Annotated in this window: 22 protein-coding genes and 1 tRNA gene; 9 read left to right on the forward strand and 14 right to left on the reverse strand. The window is 42.4% G+C overall.

Features of this window, described 5'->3' with window-relative positions; translation table 11 throughout:
- Positions 1-2 precede the first annotated feature (2 nt).
- From FTT99_RS13165 to FTT99_RS13175, 3 genes are all read left to right on the forward strand, one after another.
- Positions 3-1,457 (forward strand): NAD(P)(+) transhydrogenase (Re/Si-specific) subunit beta, encoded by a 1,455-nt coding sequence (locus FTT99_RS13165; protein ID WP_180085565.1) that lies wholly within the window; start codon positions 3-5, stop codon positions 1,455-1,457.
- Positions 1,458-1,820: 363 nt separating this feature from the next.
- Positions 1,821-3,134 carry an ammonium transporter gene (locus FTT99_RS13170; RefSeq protein WP_373684579.1) on the forward strand — a complete coding sequence of 438 codons (1,314 nt, stop codon included), beginning with the start codon at positions 1,821-1,823 and terminating at the stop codon, positions 3,132-3,134.
- A gap of 13 nt (positions 3,135-3,147) precedes the next feature.
- Positions 3,148-3,765: a hypothetical protein gene (locus FTT99_RS13175; RefSeq protein ID WP_180130895.1), complete on the forward strand. Its 618-nt coding sequence runs from the start codon at positions 3,148-3,150 to the stop codon at positions 3,763-3,765.
- Positions 3,766-3,859: 94 nt separating this feature from the next.
- Here FTT99_RS13175 and rsfS read toward each other — a convergent pair whose 3' ends face one another.
- From rsfS to FTT99_RS13200, 5 genes are all read right to left on the reverse strand, one after another.
- Positions 3,860-4,252 carry a ribosome silencing factor gene (gene rsfS, locus FTT99_RS13180; RefSeq protein WP_086178424.1) on the reverse strand — a complete coding sequence of 131 codons (393 nt, stop codon included), beginning with the start codon at positions 4,250-4,252 and terminating at the stop codon, positions 3,860-3,862.
- A 73-nt stretch (positions 4,253-4,325) separates the two neighbouring features.
- Positions 4,326-5,123 carry a hydroxypyruvate isomerase family protein gene (locus tag FTT99_RS13185; RefSeq protein WP_180130898.1) on the reverse strand — a complete coding sequence of 266 codons (798 nt, stop codon included), beginning with the start codon at positions 5,121-5,123 and terminating at the stop codon, positions 4,326-4,328.
- 42 nt (positions 5,124-5,165) lie between these two features.
- Complete coding sequence (locus FTT99_RS13190; protein WP_180130901.1) at positions 5,166-6,035, reverse strand: NAD(P)-dependent oxidoreductase; 870 nt, start codon at positions 6,033-6,035, stop codon at positions 5,166-5,168.
- A gap of 32 nt (positions 6,036-6,067) precedes the next feature.
- Positions 6,068-6,856, reverse strand: a complete 789-nt coding sequence (locus FTT99_RS13195) for a crotonase/enoyl-CoA hydratase family protein (protein WP_180009005.1) — start codon at positions 6,854-6,856, stop codon at positions 6,068-6,070.
- Positions 6,857-6,967: 111 nt separating this feature from the next.
- Positions 6,968-9,775, reverse strand: coding sequence for an ATP-binding protein (locus FTT99_RS13200; protein WP_180085555.1), 2,808 nt, complete (start codon positions 9,773-9,775; stop codon positions 6,968-6,970).
- A 153-nt stretch (positions 9,776-9,928) separates the two neighbouring features.
- Between FTT99_RS13200 and cysM the strand changes: the two genes are divergently transcribed.
- The 5 genes from cysM (at position 9,929) to FTT99_RS13225 (ending at position 16,166) form a co-directional block, all read left to right on the forward strand.
- The gene (gene cysM / locus FTT99_RS13205; RefSeq protein WP_180161586.1) at positions 9,929-10,849 is read left to right on the forward strand and encodes a cysteine synthase CysM; all 921 of its coding nucleotides are present in this window, start codon (positions 9,929-9,931) and stop codon (positions 10,847-10,849) included.
- 32 nt (positions 10,850-10,881) lie between these two features.
- Positions 10,882-11,700, forward strand: a complete 819-nt coding sequence (locus FTT99_RS13210; protein ID WP_180009011.1) for a 3'-5' exonuclease — start codon at positions 10,882-10,884, stop codon at positions 11,698-11,700.
- Between the two features lie 6 nt (positions 11,701-11,706).
- Positions 11,707-13,095: a 23S rRNA (uracil(1939)-C(5))-methyltransferase RlmD gene (rlmD, locus tag FTT99_RS13215; protein WP_180130907.1), complete on the forward strand. Its 1,389-nt coding sequence runs from the start codon at positions 11,707-11,709 to the stop codon at positions 13,093-13,095.
- Positions 13,096-13,128: 33 nt separating this feature from the next.
- A complete protein-coding gene (locus FTT99_RS13220; protein ID WP_078194183.1) occupies positions 13,129-15,435 on the forward strand; it encodes a bifunctional (p)ppGpp synthetase/guanosine-3',5'-bis(diphosphate) 3'-pyrophosphohydrolase in 2,307 nt (768 codons plus the stop codon).
- A gap of 80 nt (positions 15,436-15,515) precedes the next feature.
- Positions 15,516-16,166 (forward strand): hypothetical protein, encoded by a 651-nt coding sequence (locus tag FTT99_RS13225; RefSeq protein WP_180130910.1) that lies wholly within the window; start codon positions 15,516-15,518, stop codon positions 16,164-16,166.
- A 62-nt stretch (positions 16,167-16,228) separates the two neighbouring features.
- Here the strand turns inward: FTT99_RS13225 and secF are convergent, their stop codons facing one another.
- The 8 genes from secF to queA form a co-directional block, all read right to left on the reverse strand.
- Positions 16,229-17,191, reverse strand: a complete 963-nt coding sequence (secF, locus tag FTT99_RS13230; protein ID WP_180035964.1) for a protein translocase subunit SecF — start codon at positions 17,189-17,191, stop codon at positions 16,229-16,231.
- A gap of 10 nt (positions 17,192-17,201) precedes the next feature.
- Positions 17,202-19,100, reverse strand: a complete 1,899-nt coding sequence (secD, locus tag FTT99_RS13235) for a protein translocase subunit SecD (RefSeq protein ID WP_078194180.1) — start codon at positions 19,098-19,100, stop codon at positions 17,202-17,204.
- Positions 19,101-19,154: 54 nt separating this feature from the next.
- The gene (gene yajC, locus FTT99_RS13240) at positions 19,155-19,484 is read right to left on the reverse strand and encodes a preprotein translocase subunit YajC (protein WP_078191271.1); all 330 of its coding nucleotides are present in this window, start codon (positions 19,482-19,484) and stop codon (positions 19,155-19,157) included.
- Positions 19,485-19,590: 106 nt separating this feature from the next.
- Positions 19,591-20,721, reverse strand: a complete 1,131-nt coding sequence (tgt, locus tag FTT99_RS13245; protein ID WP_078194179.1) for a tRNA guanosine(34) transglycosylase Tgt — start codon at positions 20,719-20,721, stop codon at positions 19,591-19,593.
- Positions 20,722-20,801: 80 nt separating this feature from the next.
- A complete protein-coding gene (locus FTT99_RS13250) occupies positions 20,802-21,698 on the reverse strand; it encodes a DUF4303 domain-containing protein (protein ID WP_180130913.1) in 897 nt (298 codons plus the stop codon).
- Positions 21,699-21,778: 80 nt separating this feature from the next.
- The gene (locus FTT99_RS13255; RefSeq protein ID WP_078191268.1) at positions 21,779-22,345 is read right to left on the reverse strand and encodes a LemA family protein; all 567 of its coding nucleotides are present in this window, start codon (positions 22,343-22,345) and stop codon (positions 21,779-21,781) included.
- Positions 22,346-22,399: 54 nt separating this feature from the next.
- Positions 22,400-23,428, reverse strand: a complete 1,029-nt coding sequence (locus FTT99_RS13260) for a hypothetical protein (RefSeq protein ID WP_180130916.1) — start codon at positions 23,426-23,428, stop codon at positions 22,400-22,402.
- 21 nt (positions 23,429-23,449) lie between these two features.
- Positions 23,450-24,490, reverse strand: a complete 1,041-nt coding sequence (gene queA, locus FTT99_RS13265) for a tRNA preQ1(34) S-adenosylmethionine ribosyltransferase-isomerase QueA (protein ID WP_180130919.1) — start codon at positions 24,488-24,490, stop codon at positions 23,450-23,452.
- A gap of 178 nt (positions 24,491-24,668) precedes the next feature.
- Between queA and FTT99_RS13270 the strand changes: the two genes are divergently transcribed.
- Positions 24,669-24,755 (forward strand) — tRNA-Leu (locus tag FTT99_RS13270).
- A 123-nt stretch (positions 24,756-24,878) separates the two neighbouring features.
- Here FTT99_RS13270 and FTT99_RS13275 read toward each other — a convergent pair.
- Entirely contained in the window at positions 24,879-25,316 is a 438-nt protein-coding gene (locus tag FTT99_RS13275) for a hypothetical protein (RefSeq protein ID WP_180130922.1), read from the reverse strand.
- Between the last annotated feature and the right edge of the window lie 58 nt (positions 25,317-25,374).

Raw genomic sequence — 25,374 nt, forward strand, 5'->3', positions numbered from 1 at the left:
CCATGGAATTCATTAAAGAATATGCGGATTGGTTCTACCTGATTGGTGCCGTTCTTTTTATCTTAACGTTGCGTGGTTTGTCTGGTCCAAAAACTGCGATTCAAGGTAACCGTTATGGCATGATCGCAATGGCAATTGCTGTAATTACTACATTCTTTGTCGCAGATCATCCAGTGATTTGGATGATTGTGGGTGCAATGGTGTTGGGTGCGGTCGTTGGTATTGCACGTGCAAAAACAGTTCCGATGACGCAAATGCCTGAAACTGTGGCACTGATGCACTCATTGGTCGGTTTGGCTGCGGTACTGATTGCGATCGCTGCGATTCTACACAACAACCTATTGACTGCGGCATTCGCGGAGAATGAAGCGGTATTAACAGCTGCGGGTGTAGAACATGCCCACATGAGCAAAGTTCATTTATTTGAATTGTTTGTAGGTTGTTTCGTTGGTGCGATTACCTTCACAGCATCGGTATTTGCTTACGGTAAATTGGCTGCGAAGAAATGGGCAAAAACCATTTCAGGTGGATGGGTAAAACCAGTTCAAGCTTTAATTTTCCTAGCGATGTTGGCGTGTGGTATCTACTTCTTCACTACAGGCAACATGAACGCATTCTGGGCAATGACTGTTCTTGCACTGGCATTTGGTTGGGTATGGATTGCACCAGTAGGCGGTGGTGATATGCCAGTGGTGGTGTCGCTACTGAACTCGTTCTCAGGCTGGGCAGCAGCAGGGATTGGTTTCACGCTTGAAAATAACATGCTGATTGTTGCAGGTTCACTGGTTGGTTCATCGGGTGCAATTCTGTCTTACATCATGTGTAAAGCCATGAACCGTTCAATCATCAACGTTTTGTTTGGTGGTGCAATGGGTGGTACAGCAGTAGCTGCAGCGGATAATGGTGAAAAAGCACAGCGTAATCACCGTTCAGGTTCTGCAGACGATGCTGGCTTCTTGATGTCAAATGCGGACAGCGTGGTGATCGTACCGGGTTATGGTATGGCGCAAGGTCGTGCACAAAATGCCGTGAAAGAATTGTGTGAAATCTTAAAAGAGCAAGGTGTAAAAGTTCGTTTTGCGATTCACCCTGTGGCAGGTCGTATGCCGGGCCACATGAACGTACTTTTAGCTGAAGCTGATGTTGCATATGAAGACATTCTTGAAATGGACGAGATCAACTCAGATTTCCCAGCAACGGATGTAGTACTGGTGATTGGTGCGAATGACGTTGTGAACCCAGCGGCAAAAGACGATCCAAGTTCTCCAATTTACGGTATGCCAATCCTTGAAGCGCATAAAGCACGTACCATTATGGTGATCAAACGTTCTATGGCTACAGGCTACGCAGGTCTAGATAATGACTTGTTCTATAACGATAAAACGATGATGATCTTCGGTGATGCGAAGAAAGTTGTGGAAGATATGACAAAAGCCATTAATGGCGGCGGTCATTAATCCATACTGCCAAAGTCCTGCTGTGATAAAGCGGGATTGAGGAAGATTTAAACCACCTTCGGGTGGTTTTTTGTTTTCTTTGCTTTTATTTTCCTCACTTTGATTAATTAATGCTTTACACTAAAAGTGCACAAATATTTAGCGCATCAGATGCTTGAATCAAATTGATGCGTGTTTTGAAACAAAGGTGCAGATTGATGCGCTGTTTTATTTCATTAAATTCAATCTCAGTGATTCAAAATATTGTCACGAACTTATTTTGTGACGCAATGCATTGAAAAATAATTAATTGTCTGAAATTTGGTATTCTTTTTGCACAGCATGGTTATTCTTGGGGGAATAATCATGAAAAAAACATACTTGATGGCACCATTTCTGAGTGTCCTGACATCGACTGCATGGGCAGTTGACCCGCAAATTGCCAGTAATATTCAAGACATTCGTATTTCGCTCGACAGTATTTGGGTGGTACTGGGCGGTATCTTGGTGTTCTTTATGCAAGCCGGATTTGCCATGATCGAAAGTGGTTCAGTTCGCAGTAAAAATACCGTGAACGTACTCATGAAAAACTACATGGATGCCTGCTTGGGTGGTCTGGTGTTTTGGCTAGTGGGTTTTGGTCTGATGTTTGGGGTCAATACCACGGGCTGGTTTGGCTTAAGTCATTTTGCACCCGATCAACTGGATGATTGGCACTGGAACCTTCTATTTTTCCAAATGATGTTTGCTGCAACTGCAACCACCATTGCCAGTGGTGCCATGGCAGAGCGGATTCATTTTGTGGCTTATGTGGTGAGTGCGGCCGTTGTGTCAGGTCTGATTTATCCTGTCTTTGGTAGTTGGGCATGGGGCAGTTTATTTGGCGGAGACGGTTGGTTAAAAGCACTCGGGTTTATCGACTTTGCAGGTTCGACCGTGGTGCATTCTATGGGCGGCTGGGTGGCTTTAGCTGGCATCATCGTACTGGGCCCACGTTTGGGGCGATTTGGACGCAATGGGCAAAGCCATTATTTACCGGGGCATAACTTACCTTTAGTGGCATTAGGTGGTTTTATTTTATGGTTAGCATGGTTTGGTTTCAATGCAGGCTCGACCATTAATGCCAATGTCAGCGTAGGACGTATTGCTTTAAATACGCATCTTGCTGCGTGTGCGGCAGCGGTTGCATACATGTTGCTCTGCCTCATCCGATCTAAAGCCATTTTGATCCGCAGCACGATCAATGCCTCACTGGGTGGACTAGTTGCCATTACGGCAGGCTGTGCAACGATGTCTCCACTGTATGCGGTCATCACCGGTTTATGTGCAGGTGTTATGGTGACCTTCCTGCCAATGCTTATGGAAAAAATGAAACAGGATGATGTAGTGGATGCGGTGACGGTACATGGTTTCTGTGGCGCATGGGGAACATTGGCGGCAGGGATATTCCTTGAAAATAACATGTTTAATGGCGATATCATCGCGATACAAGGGCTTGGGGTGATTGCAGCCTTTTTATGGGGCTTTGGCGTTGCGTTCATTGTATTTAAGGTCTTGGACAAATTGTTGGGTGGCTTACGTGTAAGTAAGCAACATGAACAACGTGGTTTGGACTATACCGAACATGCTGAATTGTCTTATCCCGAGTTTCAAAAAGATGTGACTTTTGAAACAGATGATATGACCAAACGTCATTAACAGGAGTAAAGCAATGAGCACCGAACTGTTGAATTTGGCACAACGCCGCGAAGCTTTAGAAAAAGGCTTACAACAATTTATTCATGGGACTTTACTCGACAGTGCGCTACGGCACTGGGAGCAGCAGTACAGCATGAAACCGTCATTTGTCTTGAATCGCTTCTTAAATGATATCTGTACCACAGAGGAGCTTCGCTTTTATCGTAAAGATATGCTGAAGCAAGTCTTGTATGAGTTATCTACCTTAGAAAAGCAGGAACTGTTAAGGGTTGAAAAACCGCAGGAGCAGGTGCAAGAAGACGAGCTCATTGCAGAGACCATTAGCGAGGCCTTTTTAGGCTTTATCGAGTCAGTCATGCTGACGGTGAAATTTACAGATCAGGCTGATTTCACCCAAGATGTGATTGAGAAATTAGAAGAAATCGGGCTGGCAATTGCGGCAAATGCACAAATAAATACGGCGAATTTTGTCGAGTTTTTGCCCTTGACCAGTTATGCCAAAGTTTTAACGAGCATTTATGAAGTGTATTGTGACTTTTATGGCCCGATGCGTGCAGACCAAGTTTATGCACAAACTAAGCTGAAAATTAAAGCCAATTATCCTGAGGTGGATTTACATCAACTGCTTTAGTGCAGTGGTAAAACACCATGAAGCTGATCGTTCGTGGTGTATAAAATCAAGGGATAAAAAAAGCGACCTATTTAGGTCGCTTTTTTCTGGAAGCTTAAGCTACAGTTTCTGGAGCTGTACGCCATAAGCTTTCAAGATCATAGAATTTACGTGCTGTAGGTAACATCACATGTACCACTACAAAACCGAGATCAATCAGGATCCATTCTGCATCACGTTCGCCTTCAACACCGATAGGGCGGAATCCAGCTTTACGTGCTTCTTCTGCCACGTTGTCTGCAAGAGACTTAATGTGACGAGTTGAAGTACCGCTCGCAATAACAATCGCATCTGCTACGTTGCTGATTGCTTTGATATCAAGTTCAACAATATCTTTGGCTTTTACATCTTCAAGTGCTTCACGTACAACAGCTAAACAAGCTTGTACATCTTTGATATTTGCGAGATCGTGAGAATTAGAAGCGCTGGGCGATGGTTCTAAATTCATAGAGGGTATGATTTCCTGACAATTTTACATGTTCTAATATAGCGGTTTTGTTGATGAATTTCAAATCAACACGTCATTGACCATTGGCTAAATGAGGGAAGTATTTGTCTTTCCACGCAAAAGAATGTGATGAGTTGCTTCGTGGTCGGTATTCAGCCGCGATGTAACCTGTATATTGGCTTTGATCTAACCATTTAAAAATCTCTGCAAATGGAATTTGCGCTGAATCAGGTTCATGTCTCCCCGGACAGTCAGCAAACTGTATATGACCGATATTCTGAATATTTTCTGCCAAAGTACTGAGAATATCTTCACCCATCATCGCCATGTGGTAGCAGTCATATTGCATCTTGAGGGCAGAGTGTTGTACAGCTTCAAGCATTTCCTGAGCTTGGGCAATATTTTGGACCAAAAAGCGCGGCATATCAGTGCCATTAATCATTTCAAATACCGGTTGAATATGATGTTCAGACAACATGTGGCACGCCAGTTTAAGGTTGCTCGACAGGGTATTTAAACATGGGAGCAAGTCTGCATCTTGTGGCTGTTTGCCGGCTAATATATTGACACTCGGTACATTTAACGCAGTGGCATAGCGAATGCATTGTTCTAAGGCCTGATGAAATTGATTTTCACGCCCCGGAACTCCCGCAAGACCATCACCACCTTGCATCAAATCACCCGCAGGGACATTGATTAAACACAGGCTTAAATCATTGATGGTGAGTTGGGTTTGGATTTGCTGAATACTCAGCTCATACGGAAACTGAATTTCTACATGCTTAAAACCGTGTTCACGAGCCAAAGCAAAACGCTCTAACAACGGCACTTCGGTAAAAATCATGGATAAATTAACCGCGAGCTGAGTCATGTATATCGTCCTTGAAGCAATTTACTTCTAAAGTGAAAGTCGTTAGTTATGTTCGACATGTTGAATGATGGTGGCTAAATCTTTTTCTGCAAAACCACTGTCCTGATGGGCTTTGAGTTGCGATAAAGCAAGGCTGGCAACAGGGATGCTTAACTCAAACTGGGCAGCCAGTTGGACTGCATTATTCAGGTCTTTAGATAAAGTTTGAACTTTCCATTGCACAGGCTCGAACTGATGCGTTGCCATACGTGGAGTTAAAATCTGAAAAGGCTTTGAATCTGCAAAACCACCGGCAAGTGCTGGTGCTAATAACGTGGTGTCTACACCTGATTTCTCGGCCAGTGCGACAGCTTCTGCGATTAACGTGCTATTGGCAGCGACGATCAGCTGATTACAAATTTTGGTGGCTTGACCTGTACCTGAGTCGCCCATGCGAGTAACACGTTGAGATAAAACATTGTAAATCAGACTCAAATCTTGAATCGTTTCAGCATCACCACCGGCAAAGATGACCAAGGTGCCTTGTTCAGCACCAGCTGTGCCCCCAGAAACAGGAGAGTCAATCCAAGTAACTTGTTTCAACGTTGCAGCATGAGCCAATTGATGAGTTTGATTCACAGATAGACTCGAGAAGTCGACAATAATTTGTCCTGCCGCTAAATGATTTTCGATGCTTGCATATACCGCAGCAACAGCAGCATCATCTGCGAGACAAGATAAAACCACAGGATAATGGGCAATCTTCTCCAATTGAAGCGCTGTCGCGCCAATCGCAATCAACTCATCACACGCAGCAGCAGTTCTGTTCCACACCGCAACTTCAAATCCTGCCTGAATGAGGCGCGTGGCCATGCGGCTACCCATCAGCCCCATACCTAGAAATGCAATTTTTGTATTACGATCAAACGCCATGTGCTGTACTCAATCTATCCTGTGTGACTATTTTACTTATATTGGCGTGGTAAAAACTGAACCTCTGGGTTCTTGTCTTTTTTACGTGCCAATTGGCTGTTTTTGCCGAGCAGTAATTTTAATTGCCAGATTTTTTCTAAGCGTAAAGATCGTTTTGGACTATGTTCCATGGCATCTAGCACTTGTTTTGCCGCTGCCAAGGCATCTGGTGAACGTTGTGATAATTCTTCGGCTAACTGCTGTGCCTGAAGCAAGGGCTGTTCATTTAAATGTGTCACCAATCCAATTTCCTTGGCATATTCTGCGTCAAAAATACGTGCTGTTAAGGTTAATTCTTTGGCTAAATCCAGTCCTATCACACCTTTGAGTGAGCGAGTTAAGCCCATATCAGGAACTAAGCCCCAACGACTTTCCATAATCGACATTTGCGTTTTCGGGTGGGCAATACGGATATCGGCAGCCAAGGCAAGTTGCATGCCTGCACCAAAGCAAAAGCCTTCAAGTGCAGCAATCACCGGCACAGGAAGCTGCTGCCAAATCAGGAAGGCTTTTTGAAATAAACTTTGACCGGGCTTTAACAGTTCCCACGCGGCATAGGCACGATTTTTTGGATCATTTAGGTCAGCCAAATCAATGCCAGCGCTAAATACATTGGCTTCACCCGTTAAAATGACACAGCGTAAGCTACGATCTTTTTTTAATTTTTCAGCGGTGCTGACCAATTCTTTAAGCAATGCAAAGCTCATTGCATTACGTTTTTCTGGACGGTTTAAGTAAACCGTTGCAATGCCATTATTTTTTTCTACACGTAATAAAGCCATGGTAATTACTCTTGTTGTTTCTGCGCCCGAGCATAGCATGCACCCTGATAGGATACATGACAGTGCAGTCACAACAGAAGCTGGACGGCACTGACTTTAGTCGGACTGCGCTTAATTATTTTGTTTGGCTAAGATTTGTTGAGCTGCGTGTTCAACTTGCGCCATGACATTTTTTAACTCATCAAAACGGTTCAGGGTTTCTTGGACAAAAGCGTCATCCGCTTTACGGCGTTCCTTACGTAAAGTCGAAACAAATTGCTCAAATTGACCTGAAACCTCTTGGAGGGTTGGAGCGCCTACATAGCGGGTTGCGCCATAAAGCCGATGTAGTACATGCTCTAATTGTGGAAAATCTTCATCTTCGATGAGTTGAGCCATTTCATGGATTTCTTGCTCAAAGCTATCGACGAGCATTTTCAGTAAATCGACCGCAAGGTCTTCTTTATTCGCGGCCAACTGCAAGCTTTGTTGCCAATCTAAAATACTCGGCTCTAGGGCTTCAATCACTGAACTGCGCTCTAAAACCGGCACTTTCTTAAAGTTATCGGTAGTCCATTGGGTCAAGATTTGAATAATTTGATCCATTTGAATGGGCTTGGTGACATAGTCATCCATACCACTTTGCAGGAGCTTTTGTTTTTCATCGGAGAGCGCATGTGCCGTCAAAGCGATAATTGGAAGGCGCTTATGATTTTCAAAAGTCGACTCAAGTGAACGAATGGCACGCGTGGTATCGACACCTGACATCACTGGCATTTGAATATCCATAAAGATGAGGTCAAAAGCCGTCAAACCTTGCTCTTGGCGAGCTTGAATGATTTCAATGGCTTCTTGTCCACTCAAAGCCTTGGTGGTTTTCACATTCAACTCTGAGAGCAGGGCTTCAAGCACAATCAGGTTTGGCAAATGGTCGTCGACAGCTAAAATGTGCAGACCTTGACCATTAAATTCTTCATGTTGCTCCTGATCAAACCAAGGCTCATTACTCAACAACTGAATCAGCGCTGTACGGCTGAGCGGTTGATGCAATGGACGTGCACGGTACTCGTTCAACATGTTTGGATCGAGCATCATTTGGTAGCCATAAACTGCTAAGTTACCGCTATAACGATGACGAATTTCTTTCAGTAAGGCTTCGGAGTCACCACTGTGATCGACGATCAACCAGGTATTTTCATTGGTTTTTAGCTGATTGAGTCGACTAAATAAATCAAGGATCGACTGCGTTTCAATATGTTCAACATCATAATTTTCTAAGTAATGACGCAGGACATTGGCGGTTGCTGGATGTGCTAAGTAGGAAACGACTTGTAGATTGCTAAATTGTGGATGCACAATTTCAATTTCTTCATCGACCACAAAGCGCGCAGTAAACCAGAAGGTTGAACCTTTTTCTGTTGGGGCACGTTCTTGGTTATCTTCAAAACCAATTTGTCCATGCATCAGGCTGACTAATTGTTTAGAGATGGCAAGACCTAAACCTGTACCACCAAATTGACGGGTAACAGATGCATCACCTTGCGAGAAGGATTCAAACAGTTTCTTACGGTCGGTACCGCTTAGGCCGATACCACTGTCTTGCACACTAAAGTGCAGCAGACATTGACCGATGTCATCATGCTCCATACGGACACGGACAATAATTTCACCATCTGGAGTGAATTTAATTGCATTTGAAATTAAGTTGGTCAAAATTTGCTTGAAGCGTAGGACATCACCAACCACAAATTTCGGCACATTGTCCGCATAGTAGAAGGTCATATCGATGTGTTTTTGTGCTGCCAATGGCGACAACATATCCATCACATCAAAGACGGCTTCTTCTAAGTCGAATTGCGCAGTTTCGAGTTCTAGTTTGCCTGCATCGATTTTCGAGAAATCAAGCACGTCATTAATTAAAGCCAATAAATGCGCAGAAGATTTACGAATCGTTTGTAGGTATAAATTTTGTTCATTACTGAGGTTGCCTTGGCGCAGTAAAAGATGAATAAAGCCATCAATACTGTTCAGCGGTGTGCGCAGTTCATGGGAAATATTGGCCAAAAACACTGATTTTGATTGGTTGGCTTGAATTGCTTGGTCACGTGCTTGACGGTAGGTAATATTTTGCACTTCTAAAGTATCAAGCGTGCGTCTTAAGTCATCTTCCGTTTGTTCGGTATGTTCACGTAGCTCTAAGAAACTGAAATGTAAGCGTTTAACCACATTGGCTATATCACGCTGTAATAACCGGAGTTCTCCAGTACTGTTAATGATCATGTGCTGATCTAGAGTGTCGGCATTTAAACGTTGTAACTGCATGCGAATTTCGTACATTGGTGCGATCCAACGACGTGAATAAAAATTCAAACACAGCAAAAGTAATAAGAGCGTTAATAAACCCGTTGCAATCAACACGATTAACACGCGATAGCGGGCAATTTGCAGCGGTTGATTGTCCAGTTCAATGCTTAACCATGCTGGGGTCTGGGTTGAATCTGAAATTTTCAGGGCATAAATATGGTTACCCTGATGTGCAATCGGTCCAATAAAAGATGCTTTACTGTTTAAAGCAGGCCAAATATCTTGATCTTGAAAGCCAATGCTCAGGCGGTTGTTGCCTTTGAGATCTAAAATCGCGGCACGAATCAAATGTTTTTCGTTCAACATGCTTTGCATGGCATTACGAGCTTGATCAAACTGCCAAGGGTAATGATTCAGCAAATCAATCGCAGATTCTGACGTGGGTTGATAGCGTGTCAGAATCGCGACAGCCATTTGTTTTTGTTGTGCTTTGGCTGCATTGGAGGTTTCTGTTATTACCAACATCGCACCGACACAAGCCAAAATGGTGATCGGCACAAAAATAAGTGCAATCAACTGACCATAGGCATGATTTAAGTGTAGGCGTTTAAAAAGCTTTTTGTTGATATTTGACATGGTTTAAGCAGTTTATTCCTTATGCCCCGAATATTAGCATGGATTATTTAAAACTGATTGTGCTTTAATCACTTTCGCGAAAAAGCGAGGCAAATGGGTGCAGGCAAAGGCATTTTTTCATACAATAGGCGCACCTCGATATAGGTGTGAATAATGAGTAATACAACCCCTGATTTTCAAGCAGACGATTTTTTATTAGACCATTATGTCGGCAACACGCCGTTAGTGCGTTTACAGCGTCTGGCAAGTCATACTCAAGCAACAGTATTAGCCAAGTTAGAAGGCAATAACCCAGCGGGTTCGGTCAAAGATCGCCCTGCATATAACATGATTATGCAAGCGGAAAAGCGTGGTCAGATTAAACCGGGTGATACGTTGATTGAAGCGACGAGCGGAAACACAGGGATTGCTTTAGCTATGGTTGCAGCAATGCGTGGCTATAAAATGACCTTGATCATGCCTGCAAGTTCTAGCCAAGAGCGTAAAGATGCCATGCGTGCCTACGGCGCTGAACTGATCGAATCAGAAAACATGGAAGAAGCACGTGATCTTGCCCTTCAAATGGAAAAAGACGGCAAAGGTTTAGTCCTAAACCAGTTTGGTAACCCAGACAATGTGGAAGCACATTACCTTACTACTGGGCCTGAAATTTGGAAACAAACAGGCGGTAAAATTACACATTTCGTCAGCTCAATGGGAACCACCGGGACCATTATGGGGATTTCGAAATATTTAAAAGAACAAAATCCAGATATTCAAATTGTCGGTTTACAACCGTCTGAAGGCTCAAATATTGCTGGTATTCGCCGTTGGCCACAAGAATATCTTCCTACGATTTTTGACCCTTCACGTGTTGATCGCATTATGGATATTCCGCAAATTGAAGCGGAAAAAACAGCTCGTCGTTTAGCACGTAGAGAAGGTATCAGTGCAGGTACCTCATCGGGTGGTGCGGTATGGGCTTCAGTTAAATTGGCTGAAGAAAATCCGGATGCCGTGATTGTTTGCATCGTATGTGACCGTGGTGACCGATACTTGTCTACTGGTCTATTCTCTGTTGTTGATCCTGAATAATTACAGTAGCCGATCGGCACTGGTGAGTACTTATGCGTTTACCTGTTTTAATTTTTGATATCGAAACACTGACAGATTTGAAGTCAGGTGCGCATTTGTATGGACTGGATCTGCCTGAGGTGGATCTAGATGCTGCGCTGACTAAACTGCGTCGCCAAGAGGCGGGCACGGATTTTCAGCGTTTGGCCTTGCATGAAATTGTCTGTATCTCTGGACTATGGATTGATGAAAAGGGCATGAAGTTGTTTTCATTTAGCCGTGAAGACAATAGCGAAGCTGAAATTTTAAAAAAATTCGTTTCTATTTTTGAAAAGCGTCATCCGACCTTGGTTAGTTGGAACGGTTCGCAGTTTGATTTGCCTGTGATTTTGTTCCGTGCCATGTATCACGGACTATCTGCACCAAGTTTGTTCGATCAGGGCGAGATTGATACGCAAAAGCGCTATAATAACTACCAGAATCGTTATCATCATCGTCATGTAGATTTGATGGATGTCATGGCCATGTTCCATGGTCGTCATTTTCAAAAGCTCGACGATGCAGCACATTTACTTGGTTTCCCAGGTAAACGTGGTGATGGTGGCTACCATGTGCCTGAATATGTACGTGAACAACAGTGGATGGAACTGACCAGCTACTGTGAAGGTGATGTGCTCAATACATGGTTGATTTATTTACGCTGGCTGTTGCTGAAAGGACAGTTATTGTTAAATGATCATCAGCACTTGATTCAAAGTACGATTCAATATTTACAAACTCAGCCGCAACACGCTGACTTTTTATTGGTATGGCAGCAAACCTCGCAACGTACCGAATTCACCCAATCTGATTTCCCATCTTCCACACATTAGGTACGCATGAAACACAAAGCCAAACCCCAAAAAGCCCAACAACCCATTTATACATTTCAGGTTGAATCGCTTTCACATGAGGGGCGAGGCATAGCGCATTTTGGCACGCATCCAGATCATCCTGCAGAAAAACACGGTAAGAAAGTCTTTATCCGTTATGCCTTGCCGGGTGAAACAGTGCGTGCGCGTATTACCAATGTCGTTAAGCGTCTTGAAGAAGCAGACAGTCTGGAATTGCTGAGTGAAGAGTCGTCTCTACGGGTAAAACCAGCCTGTCCACATTATGGGGTCTGTGGTGGTTGTAGCATGCAGCATATTCATCCCGACGAGCAAATTCATTTAAAACAAGACGTTTTACAATCACATTTGCAACATTTTGCAGGGATACAACCTGATCAATGGTTAGCTCCGTTACGTTCATTGCGTGAAGATTACCGTCGCAAAGCGCGTATCGGTGTGCGTTACCTACCTGCAAAAGATAAGCTTGTGGTTGGCTTTCGTGAAAGCCAGTCAAATAAACTGACTTCGATTGACCGTTGTATGGTGTTGGATCGTGAGTTTGGCTCCATCACCACACTCAAACAATTGTTACAAAGTCTGCAAGGTAAAGCAGATATTGGGCATATGGAACTGGCCATGGGAGATCAAGAAATCGCCCTCCTAATTCGTCATACGGCGGAACTTTGCGCGGAAGATGTCAACCAATTAGTAAAATTTGCGTTACATAAAGAGTGGCAACTGTACTTACAACCTGAAGGGCCAGACAGCTTACATCGCGTGGATCATCCCGATGCACCGATGCGTCTGCACTATGGTCTAAGTGACTTTGGTGTGGAATTTGGCTTTAATCCACAAGACTTCACGCAAGTGAATTCCACGATTAATCCGCAAATGGTGAAACTGGCATGTGAATTGCTTCAGTTACAACAAGGTGAGCGAGTTCTAGATCTGTTTTGTGGCTTAGGAAACTTTTCTTTACCACTTGCTCAATGTGTGGGTTCAACGGGTCAAGTCATTGCAGTTGAAGGGAGTGAAGAAATGGTTCAGCGTGGTGCAGAAAATGCACAAAACAATGGCCTTTCGCAACTGAAATTTTATTCACAAGATTTAACAAAAGATTTTTCGCATCATTCTTGGGCAAAACAAGGATTTGATGCATTATTGATAGACCCACCACGTTCTGGTGCAGAAGAAATAATGCGTTATGTGCCTAAATTTGGTGCAAAAAGAATCGTTTATGTGTCATGTAATCCTGCAACACTAGCACGCGATGCTGGAATGCTGGTACAACAAGGCTACCGTTTGAAAAAAGCGGGTGTCATGGACATGTTTACCCATACAGGGCATGTCGAATCGATTGCTTTGTTCGAAAAAGAAAATCAGATAAACGATTAAAAGTTATGAAGCGTAGAAAACTAGGAGTAGGGTATGGTCACAGTACGTGAACAATTACCTGGACGTCTCAATGAGCTGTCTCAGGAAACGACTGTAGAACATGCCGAGCAAGCACAGCATGATTTAGCTGAATGGCTAGAGCGTGTGAGTGGCATGTTTGACGGGGCTCCTCTAAAGCAACTCGAAGAAGTTGCACATCTGACCTTACAGAATGAACTTGAAACAACGGTCAACCATCGCTCGAATACCTTCTATACGGGTATTGAAATGGCGGATATTCTTGCTCATCTGTATGCGGATGAAGATACGTTATCAGCAGCCATGCTGTATCGAAGTGTTCGTGAAGGCGTAACCAGTTTAGAAGAAGTCCAAAGCAAATTTGGCGATCAAGTGCATGCTTTGGTGAAAGGCACGCTTGCCATGGGTAAGTTGTCTGACCTGATTGAGCAAAATAAACGTCTAGAAGATCATTTTAATAATAACCAGCGTGAACATTTGACCGGCATTTATAAAATGCTGATTTCGGTGACCGAAGATGTTCGTGTTGTATTAATCAAACTTTCTGAACGTACCTATGCATTACGTGAGTTGGCGCACTCAACCAAAGAGCGACAAGAGCGTGTCGCACGAGAAATTTTAACCATTTATTCGCCGCTCGCGCACCGTTTAGGGATTGCACAGCTTAAGTGGGAGCTTGAAGATCTTGCTTTCCGTTATCTTGCACCTGAACGCTATAAAGAAATTGCCTCTTTACTGAATGAAAAACGTTTAGAGCGTGAACAATATATTCAGTTCGTGACAGAAAAGTTGCGTAAAGAACTATTAGATCATGGCATTGAGGCCGAGATTAATGGACGGGTGAAACACATTTATTCGATCTATCGAAAAATGAAGAGTAAGAACCTGAGCTTTGATCAGCTTTATGACATTCGAGCGGTTCGCGTTTTGGTGGATAATGTACCTGAGTGTTATCACACACTGGGGATCGTTCATCAGATTTGGCGTCATATTCCGCATCAGTTCGATGATTATATTACTAACCCGAAAGCCAATGGTTATCGCTCACTGCACACGGCCGTGATTGCAGAGAACAAATCTTTAGAAGTGCAAATTCGTACGCATAATATGCACGAAGAAGCTGAGCTCGGGGTGTGTTCGCACTTTAACTATAAAGAAGGTTCTAAAACCACAGATTATTCATTTAATCATCGCTTACATTCTTTGCGTGCAGTGCTTGAACATTATCAAGAACGAAATGATGCTAGCGCCCATAAAGAAGATGAGGCTTCTGAAAACTTCGAACAAATCCAAGAGTTTGAAGATTTTGAGAAAATCTATGTGTTTAGTCGTGATGGTGATATCAAAGAATTACCACGCGGTTCGACTGTGCTCGACTTTGCCTATCATGTGCATACTGAAGTGGGCAACAAGTGCTATGCAGCACGGGTGAACCAACGTTATGTACCTTTAACCTATACCCTAAAAACTGGGGAACAGGTCGAGATTTTAACCAAGAAAGATCGTGAGCCTAACCGAGATTGGTTGGTAAACTCGCTGGGTTATATCAAGACGGCTCGTGCACGTGATAAGTTGCGTCATTGGTTCCGTCAGCAAGACCGTAGTAAAAACTTGGAAGTGGGACGTGAGATTCTGAATAAAGAATTGTCACGTTTGGCGATTCACCCGAAAAGTATCGATTTGAATGATTACTGCAATCATTTTAATGTGAAATTGGGTGAAGATATATTGATTGGCTTGGTGAGTGGTGACATTAGCTTGCATGCTTTAATCAATCAGGTTAACCGTCATATGCACCTCGATCAGGATGAGCCTGAACTGGTGTTAAAACCAACCTTGAACCCACGTGCAAGTCATACGCTTTCGGCGCATGGTATTTTGATTGATGGTTTGGACAATGTAGAACTACACATTGCTCAGTGTTGTCAGCCTGTGCATGGTGAATCGATTGCTGGTTATATCACCCTGAATCGTGGCGTGAGTATTCATAAGGTCGCATGTCCGGATTATATCCGTATGATTGGGCAAGAGCCTGAACGTGCGGTTGAAGCGGATTGGGAAATGCAGCCAACTCGTGGTCAAAGTGTGCAAATCGTGGTGGAAGCTTATGACCGTCGTGGTTTGCTTAAAGATCTGACTCAAGTGATTTTCTCAGACCAAATCAATATTCGTCAGGTGAATACCATTTCCGAGAGTGATGGTATTGCCAATATGAAGCTGTTGATTGAAGTGAAAGGCTTGGCGCAGTTGTCGAAACTGTTGGCACGTTTAGAGCAACAACCAGGCATTATTAGCGCACGTCGATTGGTACAAGGTAGCTAAAAATAAAGCTGTATAAAAAACCCGCTGCGTGCGGGTTTTTTATTATATTGGAGGGAGATGAATTATAAAATTGAATGCTTATGCTGCCTTCAGAGCTTTTTGAAAAGCGTCGACAGAATTTAACACGAGCGATTGACCATTGGGTGGCAACAGGCCCTTTTAAAAATGGTAAAGCCGTGTGTGAACATTTTGGCTTATCAGTTCCTTTAATTTCCCAATTATTAAATAGTCATCGGCAGATTGGAGAGAAATTTGCACGTGAGTTAGAGTCACAATTGGGACTCATAAAGGGAAGTTTAGATGATGAAGTTCAGTTTATGGAACAAGGCAAGCGCTCTAAGGAGCAAGAAAGCTTGGTTCTTTTTGAAATGCAGGTAGTTGAGACACAGGCATTTTCGTTAAAACTGATTTCAAATGATTCATCTCAATATTCAGCATTATTTAAAAACATTCAAGACTTGTATTTGATTCGCATCACAGCATCGTATTATGCCCCTGTATTACAAGAGGGTTGGCTTGTAGTCTGTGATGAACGGCGAGGGGTAGAGAGATCGGATCTAGCCTGTGTATATTTGCGAAATGGCTTAAATTTAATTTTAAACGTGATACAGCAAACAGATGATACATGGCAATTTGCAAGTCTAGACCAAAAACGACAGGTGGAATTCCTGCAATCCGATATTGAAAAGTTACATCCTATTATTGCGATTTTGCCTAGCTCATTTATTTAAGGTAGTCGCATAAAAAAACCCATCCGAAGATGGGTTTTGATTTGAACTATAAGTCGAAAAGCTTAAGGAATCTCTTCTTCTTCAAATTCAGGCTTCACTTGTACAATGAAGTCTTGACGGTTCAGGCCACGCCATAGCGCGAAGGCTGTACCAATGTAGATTGATGAATATGTACCCACAAATACACCAACAAACATTGCAACAGAGAACCATTTCAGACCATCACCGCCCAGTACCATCATCGCCACAACAACCAGTAACAGTGTCATAGAGGTGTGAATGGTACGGCGAAGTGTTTCAGTCAAAGCACTGTTCACAACTTCAAGAGGTTCAGCACCGCGAATCTTACGGAAGTTTTCACGAATACGGTCAGATACAACGATGTTATCGTTGAGCGAGAAACCAATAATCGCGAGTAGCGCAGCCAAAACTGTTAAGTCAAACGGCCACTGCATCATGGCAAAGATACCAATGGTCACCACGATATCGTGGAATAAAGACAATACAGCACCCATTGCAAGTTTGAACTCAAAGCGAATAGTGACATAAACCAGCATGAGCAGTAGGGCAAGACCTACAGCGCCCGCAGAACGCACATAGAGTTCGTTACCGACTTGACCACCAACCACATCAACTTTATGTACTTCTGCTTTATTGCCTGGCAATTGAGCAGCAGTCGTAATGGCTTTGGTTAAGTCTTCAGCTTCAATGTCTTTTTGAACTGGCATACGAACCATCAGGTCGCGGTCAGATCCTAAGGTTTGTACTACAGGATCTTTAAAACCAGCTTTTGTCAGCGCTGAGCTCACATCGGTAGATTTTACTGGTTGACTATAGTTCAACTCTGCTGCTACACCGCCAGTAAAGTCCAAACCGAGGTTTAGACCTTTGGTGCAAATAAAAAAGATACTTGCGAGCGTTAAGACAATCGATATCAAGGCTGCCGATTTGGCAATCTTCATAAACGGAATAATGCGCTCGTTGTCCGGACGGCCGTATTGTTTCGGTTGAGTATTTTCAGTCATCTTCGATCTCCTAAATGCTCAACTTCTTCAGGTTACGTTTTTTACCATAAATGATTTGTACGATTGCACGTGTCACGGTAATCGCTGTGAACATCGAGCACACAATACCAATCATTAGGGTAACCGCGAAGCCTTTAATCGGGCCTGTACCAATTGCAAACAGAATGAAAGCAACCAAGAATGTGGTTAAGTTGGAGTCAAAGATGGTGTTATACGCACGATCATAACCCGCAACAATCGCCTGTTTCGGCGAGGCACCCCATTTAATTTCTTCTCGTATCCGCTCACAGATCAGTACGTTGGCGTCGACCGCCATACCAATGGTAATCACGATACCTGCAATACCCGGAAGGGTGAGGGACGCGCCAATCCAAGACATGATGGTTAAAATCATGGCAAGGTTAACCACGAGTGCAAAGTTGGCAATCAAGCCGAACACACGGAAGAAGACCACCATCCAAATCGCAACCAATAAGAAACCGATTTGAGTTGATAATACGCCTTTATCGATGTTTTCTTGACCGAGACTCGGACCAATCACACGTTCTTCCACGAAGTACATTGGCGCTGCCAATGCACCTGCACGTAGCATCAATGCAAGTTCAGACGCTTCTTGAGGTGAATCCAGACCAGTAATACGGAACTGAGAACCCAATACGGCTTGAATCGTTGCCGCATTGATGACCACAGATTCGGTATAAGGTGTACGAACTTCAGTTTGTGTGCCTGTTGTAGGATCTGCAACATAACTAATTTTTTGTTTGTTCTCGATGAACAAAACTGCCATTCGTTTGCCTACAGCATTACGAGTGGCTTCAGACATCAACTTACCGCCCGCAGTATCCAAAGTAATATTTACTTCAGCACCACCTGTATCTTGGCTAAAACCTGATGACGCATTTTGTACACGTTCACCTGTTAAGATACGGTTACGGTTAAGCAATAATTGACGACCGCTGTCCAAAGATTCATAAGCAAATGCTTCTGTACCTGGCGGTAATGAGCCTTTTGCTTGACCTGTGTAAGGATCGATATATTGATCATTTAAGTCAGAAACTAAGCGGAACTCAAGGTTTGCAGTACGACCAAGTACACGTTTTGCTTCAGCAGTATCTTGTACACCCGGTAATTCAACCACAATACGGTTGCTACCTTGAGTTTGCACCAATGCTTCCGCTACACCTAACTCGTTAATACGGTTACGTAAAGTTGTTAAGTTTTGGTTGACAGCATAAGACTGAATTTCTTGTTTACGTGTATCTGTGTAGCTTAGACGAAGAGTCGAACCTTCAGTTGTTGCAACCGCTTGTTGAGTATATTCATTGCCGTTACGACGAAGGAAATCCATAGCTGCAGAACGGTCATCATTATTTGCAAATTGCATCGTAATGGTGTTGTTGTTCAAAGATAAGCTATTGAATTTTAATTTATTGTCACGAAGTTGGCGACGTAAGTCAGCCGCAGACGTTTCCATACGTTGTGAAATGGCTTTATCCATATCCACTTCGAGTAGGAAATGTACACCACCACGTAAATCCAGACCCAGCTTCATTGGTTTAGCACCAATTTTTTGTAGCCATTCTGGCGTAGTAGGCGCAAGGTTCAGTGCGACGACATAATTTTCACCGAGCCCACGACGCAGTGCTTCTTTCGCTTTTAATTGTTGTTCGCTCGAATCAACACGTAATAAAGCGGCATTATTGGTGAAGCTATTGTCATGGCTGGCAATATTTTCAGATTTTAAAATCTGCTCTGCTTTTTGTACGATGCTTTGGTCAATCTGGGTACCGGCTTTGGCACCTGAAATTTGAACAGCAGGTTCATCAGGATACAAACTTGGCAGGGCATATAATGTACTGATGACTAGTACCACTAGAATCAGTAGATATTTCCATGCTGGGTAACGCATTCGTTTTCTTCTTAAAATGAAAAAAGCCGTGCGGGTGCACGACTTATTTTTTGATTAAAGGTTATTTAGAGTGCCTTCAGGCAGAACTGAAATCACACTTGCGCGTTGTACTTTTACTTCTACGCCACGGTTCAGTTCAACAACTGCAAAATCACCTTCGATTTTTGTGATTTTACCCATTAAACCGCCCGCAAAAACAACTTCACTACCAACACCTAGGCTTTCAATTAGTGCACGATGTTCTTTTGCACGTTTTGATTGAGGGCGCCAGATCAAGAAGTAGAAGATTGCGACAAATACCGCAATCATCAACAGGTTTGCCATCATGCTTGGTTGCTGTGCAGCTTCACCTGCCGCGTGAGCAGTAGAAATAAAAAGGCTCATTTCATTTTCCTAAACTAAAAAAACTGGTTATCAATACTTTGATAAATAAATTGGACTTGTTCAGCAATTTACCTTGTCTTTTTCTTCAGCGCAAATGCTGAAAGAATTAATCTTGAGGACAAGGTGGCACTTCCATGCCGCGACGACGATAAAAGTCTTCAACAAACTCATCAAAAGTGCCATGATCGAGAGCATCACGCATCGCTTCAGTCAGACGTAGGTAATAACGTAAGTTATGAATAGTACCGAGCATCGAACCGAGCATTTCGCCGCATTTCTCAAGATGGAAGAGATAAGATTTGGTGAAGTTTGTACAGGTATAACAGTCGCAATGTGGGTCAAGCGGACTTTGATCATGACGATATTTGGCATTGCGAATACGCACTAAACCATCAGTCACAAAATAATGACCATTACGTGCATTTCGTGTTGGCATTACACAGTCAAACATATCGACACCGCGACGAACCGCTTCTACGATATCTTCTGGTTTACCGACTCCCATCAAGTAACGTGGTTTATCCGCAGGCATTTTCTCTGGAAGATAATCCAATACTTTGATCATTTCTTCTTTAGGTTCGCCAACAGACAAGCCGCCAATGGCATAACCATCAAAATCAATTTCTTTCAGACCATTTAAAGATTCATCACGTAAATCTTCGTACATGCCGCCTTGGATAATACCAAACAGGGCATTACGGTTTTTCAGCACGTCATGATGTTGAGTCTTACAACGTTTCGCCCAACGTAATGAAAGCTGCAATGATTTTTGCGCTTCTTCATGTGTCGCAGGATAAGGCGTACATTCATCAAAAATCATCACGATGTCTGAATTCAGTGTGTGCTGAATATCCATCGAAATTTCAGGAGATAAAAAGACTTTAGAGCCATCAATCGGAGAGCGGAAAGTCACGCCCTCTTCTTTAATTTTGCGCATAGCGCCAAGGCTGAAGACTTGGAAACCGCCTGAATCTGTCAAAATCGGGTTATTCCATTTCATGAATTGGTGTAAGCCACCATGTTCACGAATAACATCTAGGCCTGGACGTAGATATAAATGGAAGGTATTGCCCAAAATAACTTGGGATTTAATTTCTTTAATGTCACGTGGGAGCATGCCTTTTACAGTACCGTAAGTACCGACAGGCATGAACATAGGTGTTTCAACAACACCATGTTCAAGGGTTAAACGGCCGCGACGAGCACGGCCCGATTGCGCCAATTTTTCAAACTTCATACAAGGTCCAGATCAAGGCGAAAAAACAGTTCGCTGATGGTAAGAGTGCTAAAAGTGCTCTATTTTCCTTGATTCTGCGGTTAAACGCTAGCTTTGTCGGGTGTTAAGTCTGTAAATTTATAGATCGCTTCTTGTGACAAGGCTTCATCTGAACTCTTGGCATTAAAATAGAACTGGTTAATCCGCTGTAAAATTTCTTCTTTTTCCATCGCAAATGTACCTTTCGGGTCCGATGTCATGGCCACGATGCTGTCAATGAGTTTTTGAATATAGGGATTCGTGGTTGCATAGCTTTTTTCTAAGCTTAAAAGATAGACTTCATTGGCTACATGTAAATAGTTATAAGGTTGTATTTCAACGATTTGAGCCAAATCAATCAGCAGGTCTTTATCATACTGAGACAGCTTCATACGCTTGGGTAAGCTGTCGAGCTTGAGTGGTTGTTTGGATTTGAGAAAATCGTCAAGTTGTGTACTTGGAGTATTTAAAAGCTGAGCTGAATAAATCTCTATTTCGGGCTGTGTAGGCACCGTGATAAAAAACAGAATATTGTCCAATTCAATGCCATAGGACTGAGCCAAGTCGACTTTTGTTTGTTGTATGGCATTGAGCAAGATTGAAAGATGGTTAGTTGACTCAGACTTCATTGAGCTTTCGATCGAAGATGGATCAAGGTCTAAAAGACCCACTTCATTTACAGATGTCAGTTTGAACTGCGACAAGTCTTGACTTAAAGACGGTAGGCTACGATAGCGCCATTTCGACACATTCCATCGATCATGCGCTGCAAGATATTGAGCAGAATCTTCATCTTCGGCAAAAACACTACGCTGCGTAGAGACAGCGATATAGTCCATGGATAAATAGGAATTGAACACCAACGTACATGCGTAAATATGGTCGTCTTGGTGCTGCTCATAGAGTTTGAAAAACGCCTGAATCAGCACATTTTTCAGTGCATTAATTTGATTTTGCATATTTTATTTTTCTTTCTGGTTTTGGAGGTGCTTGATCACCTCATCATTATTTTTTTACTTTTGTGCACTAAAGCCCGAACTTAAAAGTTCGGACGATAATCAAAATTTTGGCTGGCAGCTTGATCGCGGAAAGGGCGAACCGCTTTTTTACTCAGCAATAGCGTATTAATAATATTGTTAGGAAACACTTGAATGTGGTTGTTGAACAACTCGACGTTGCGGTTAAAAATAGTAATCGCCGCACCGACATTTTCGTTTTGTTCTTCAATTTCATTCATCATTTTCAGATAAATATCATTGGCTTTGAGCTCTGGGTAGTTTTCAACCACAACATTCAGGCTGCGCATTAAATCTTGATTCAATGCTTCGATACGCTGTAATTGGCTGACATCGGTACTATTGACGTTCAAATTCATAATATTTTGACGGAGTTCAGTGACTTTTGCCAAAGTCCCTTGTTCAAAATTGGAATATTGCTCAACCAAAGGCTGTAATCCATCTAAAATTTTGATTTTTTGACGTTCATAGCTAGCTACATCTGACCATGCACGAATGGTTGCATTGTGATGTCGGACAATGTTGTTGCGAATCATGATTGCACCAATCACCAATGCAATGATGATTAAAACAAAGATCAAAAGCCCCATAAAATTTTATCCTCAAGATAAAAGGTCGTAATTTAAAACATTATTGTATGAAATCTATTTTAAAAACTGCGCTAAGTCGTTTTTCAAATTTTCTAAAGCATTTAATTTAAAGGTTCTGAGATGTCCACGCAATGCCGAAACATCCTGAATTCGTTTTGCTTTACTACTGACTTTAAATAAATCTGTAGAGCCAAGATAGCACATTATGCGGTGGCTCGGATGAAATAGCAGATCACCTTCACGGTTTTGAAAAAAATCCGCTAGTCGAAGGACAAAGCCCGGGCTGAGCAATTTAGCGATTTCCATTTGGTTATTGCCATAAAACTTTAATTTTTGATTGGTTTGAATGTCGCTGCTGTGCCAAGGAAAACTATAGGGATAGCCAAAGTTTTTGCCTGTTGCAGATACGGCAAGTCCATGGATGCCAATATCAAAAACAAATACGCCCCACAAGTCTTTATGAATTTCTTTAACCGTGACTTCATCACCGTCTTTGTCACGTACTTTCAGTTCATTCACATAGTGATAATGAAAGACCATGACTTGATGCTGTTGCTGATTTTCATCTTCCCAAACGGTGCTCGCGAAGGTCTGAATATCATTCGAAAGGCTGCCTTGCTTAAATACGGGGAACATACGTTTAAGATTGCCAATAAATTGTAGATTATTCAGCGGCATTGAAATGTATTGAGGCTGTCGGTTAAAAGCCAGTTGGTATTTTTTTGCGATGCATTCGGTTTCCAAAAACGCAATAACATCTTCGAGCGGGTCATCTTTTTCATAGCTAATATAAGCCCAGAACACCATGGCCAACCCCGCAGCAAAGCAGAGCTGTGCCCAGCCATGATCGGGCTGAATTACAATAAACAGCATGAATCCGATACCCAGTGCGGCTAAAGCTAGGGGGAGTAAATTTTCAAATTTGAGTGTAATGGGAGCATTCCATGGATGCAGTCCATCGAGGAGCTCTTGGTGTGTTTTGGCGTTTCGGCCTATATCCCAGAGCCGAGCGATATTCTGAAAAACCACAGCATTCTTTTTTCGACGAATATGGATGGAGTGCTTTACAGAATCGATCGGCATAGGGATGATTTCGGCGTAATTTTATTTGTGGTTAATATTATCAATTAACATCGCATCACCATAACTAAAGAAGCGATATTGGCTTTCGACGGCATGGTGATAGGCATTCAAAATATTATCTCGACTGGACAACGCTGACACTAACATGAGCAAGGTAGATTCTGGTAAATGGAAGTTGGTAATTAAACGATCGACTACTTTGAACTCATAACCCGGGTAGATAAAGATTTGTGTATCACCAGTCCAACCCTTGAGTTCGCCGCCATTGGCTTGAGCGGCACTTTCAGTCGCACGAGTCGCTGTAGTACCGACAGCAATAACTTTATTGCCACGTGCTTTTGTCTCACGGATTAAAGCCATAGATTCTTCTGATACGTCACACCACTCACTGTGCATGATGTGATTTTCAATGTCATTGGTACGTACGGGTAAGAATGTACCTGCACCCACATGCAAGGTAACAAAGGTTTTATTTATGCCTTTGTCCGCCAATTTTTTGAGTAGCGCTTCATCAAAATGTAAGCTTGCTGTTGGTGCTGCAACTGAAGCCAATTTGGTCGGATCGTTAAAAACAGTTTGGTAACGTTCGGTATCAATCGCTTCTGCTTCACGGTTAAAGTAAGGCGGAATCGGTAATGCGCCGTATAAATCTAAAACTTGTAAAATAGGCTGTGAAAATTCCACAACAAATAAGTTTTCATGACGGCCTTGAACGGTCACTTTAACTTCGTCTGGACCAATAAATAATTCTGCACCTTCTTTAGGCGTATTACTGGCTTTAATGTGGCAATGTGCGGTTTTTGGGTCAAGAATACGTTCAACTAAGACTTCAACTGCACCGCCAGTTGCTCGTTTGCCTTTTAAGCGGGCTTTCATCACTTTGGTATCGTTTAGTACCAATAAGTCACCTTCATTGAGCAAGTCTAAAATGTCAGTGAAATGATGGTCGTGATATTCACCATTGAGATCGAGATGGAGCAGGCGTGATGCACTACGTGTTTCAAGCGGATAGCGGGCAATGAGTTCGTCGGGGAGATTGAAGTTAAAGTCAGAAAGTTGCATGTTAAGAAATCTGAAAAGGGGATAATGAAATTTGGCTTAGTATAAGCTTTTTTGGGTTTTAACGCTGAAATTGATGGATTATCCATCTAAAAATTCTTATACGGTTTATTTTTAATCAAATGAGAACATCATGCGTTGACAAGTTTTTGAAACAGTTTATTATACGTTCCAACACCTTCCCGAGGTGGTGAAATTGGTAGACGCGGTGGATTCAAAATCCACTATCAGAGATGATGTGTCGGTTCGAGTCCGACCCTCGGGACCAAAATTCTAAAAGACCCCAAGCTTATTAAGACTTGGGGTTTTTTATTGCCTGAAGGAAATTAAAAATAAGATACTAATGGTGTTGGGTAAAATTTCGAAAGCCTAATTTATTAGGCTTTATCTATTACTTGGAGTTTCTAAATTTAAAGATTTTATCAATAAGATCTTTTTGATTGAGATAAAGAATTTCAAAGATATAAATTGGGGACGCAGTAATTACCACAAGTAATATATAAGCTAAATTATGATTGGTTGCATATAATCTAAAATTCTCAGAAAGGATGCTAAGACCGACGATTAACCAAAAATATGCCATCATACTTAAAAGAAAAATCATCAGATATGCATAGTACTTGATAACTTCCCGGTTAATTTTAACTTCATCTTTTAGAGTCTTTCTTACATATAGTAGGGTCTTAAGATTTGATTTCCTAATGCATCTACCGATTTTCCCTTTTTTATCTAAATGGTGTTTTATAAAGTTAAAAACTTTAGGAATGCCTGTGACAATTAGGCCAGTTACAATGCTTACAAACCAATTATTATTGATTAAGTCATTCATATTACTTGATCTCTTTATTCTTACTTATGCTTTGCGCTAAGGATTAGGTAATTCGATT

This window comes from Acinetobacter sp. YH12040 (assembly GCF_013420005.1).
Classification (GTDB): domain Bacteria; phylum Pseudomonadota; class Gammaproteobacteria; order Pseudomonadales; family Moraxellaceae; genus Acinetobacter; species Acinetobacter amyesii.